2 protein-coding genes are annotated in these 1,363 nt (G+C 37.7%); both read left to right on the forward strand.

All coding sequences use genetic code 11. The features are described from left to right. Window positions 1-50 precede the first annotated feature (50 nt). On the forward strand, window positions 51-923 hold the full coding sequence (locus C0512_RS15765) for a hypothetical protein (protein WP_290863290.1): 873 nt from the start codon (window positions 51-53) through the stop codon (window positions 921-923). 19 nt (window positions 924-942) lie between these two features. Then, window positions 943-1,284, forward strand: a complete 342-nt coding sequence (locus C0512_RS15770) for a hypothetical protein (protein ID WP_290863292.1) — start codon at window positions 943-945, stop codon at window positions 1,282-1,284. Window positions 1,285-1,363 lie beyond the last annotated feature (79 nt).

Here is a 1,363-nt window from a genome sequence, read left to right on the forward strand (position 1 = left end):
GCTGAGCATCCAAAATGCACCTGCATTTAACAAAAACGAGAGGACAAAAAATGAAGAAGAGAATGTTTATAGTTGCAGGATTCACCTTTGCATTAATTTCCGGTTGTGCAACACAGTCAATACAGCAAGGCAAAGACTTATCAACATCAGGTATTGCATATACTAATGCTGTAGAAAGTTTATTAGATGTAACAACAGATCGAGTAATCGACTTTGATACTGATGAGTTAAAAAAATCTCGTCGTGGAACAAACCCTATGACAATGATTACTCAAAAAAACAAAGCTTTAGAGGACATCATAATTGAAATAAGTAAATTTAGATCGCAAACTAAACTATTGAAAGCTTATTTTCTTAATTTACAAGCACTTGCCGACTCTCCTGTAAAAGATGATACTGGCGTAGCTGTAAAATCATTGAGCGACAGTATTAGCAATCTAAATAAGGCGCTTAGTGGAAAAGTTAACTTAACCGAAGATCAAAAAACGCAAACTGGAGCTTTAGCTGGGCTGGTGGCAAACACGATTCATGCTGCAAAAGTCAAAAACGCCTTAGTAAGAGATGCCGAGATCGTAGGAACCTACTTAGCTCTTCAAGAGGATCAGCTAAAAGACATAGAGGGGATTTTAAGTGATCGTTTTAATGCTAAAAACGACCTATTTCTTAACGAAAAGGTAATTGGACCCTATGTCAATATTAGCCAACCACTTACTACAAACTGGGATGTTGATAGAAAACAATGGTTCATGACACAGTTTATCAGTCAGCAACTGTCAACAGCCCAAGAGGCAGCAAAACAACTCCGGGGAGTGTGGGCTGACATTCTTCAAGGAAAATCAGATATTAACTCTTTAAGTGTTCTAATTTCTGACGTAAACGAATTTGTAGTAACTGCTCAAGCACTTAAAGCTGCTGGTCAATAAAAAACATAGAGGAAATATCATGGCAACGGTTGACGAAAATACAACTCAAGATACTTTGGACTCCCTCCGCATTGTTCGTCGAAAGCTTTTTTCTATTCCAGAAGGAGAGCTCAGTGCGATGAGTTTAGAAGACCAAGTAAAATACGGCGACAGTATCCATCAAAATGGATTAGCAATTTTGAAGTTGGAGACAGCAAAGCTTAAAGGTGTTAATGAAGCTTTTAAGGAAAAAGAGCAGGATTTGAATAACGCAGCGGCAAAACTAGAGAATGATACTGCAAACCTTGCAACTGCGGTTAAAGTAATCAGAGTTGCCAGTGATGGTCTTAAACTAGTTACCAATATAATTACTTTACTGTAAACACCTATTAAACCACGTAATTGATTTTCAGAATTTTTGGGAACAAAGGGGACAGACAAAACAAAGGGGACAGGTCTTG

The sequence above is a fragment of the Flavobacterium sp. genome, from assembly GCF_013822155.1.
In the GTDB taxonomy this organism is placed as follows: Bacteria; Bacteroidota; Bacteroidia; order Flavobacteriales; family Flavobacteriaceae; genus Flavobacterium.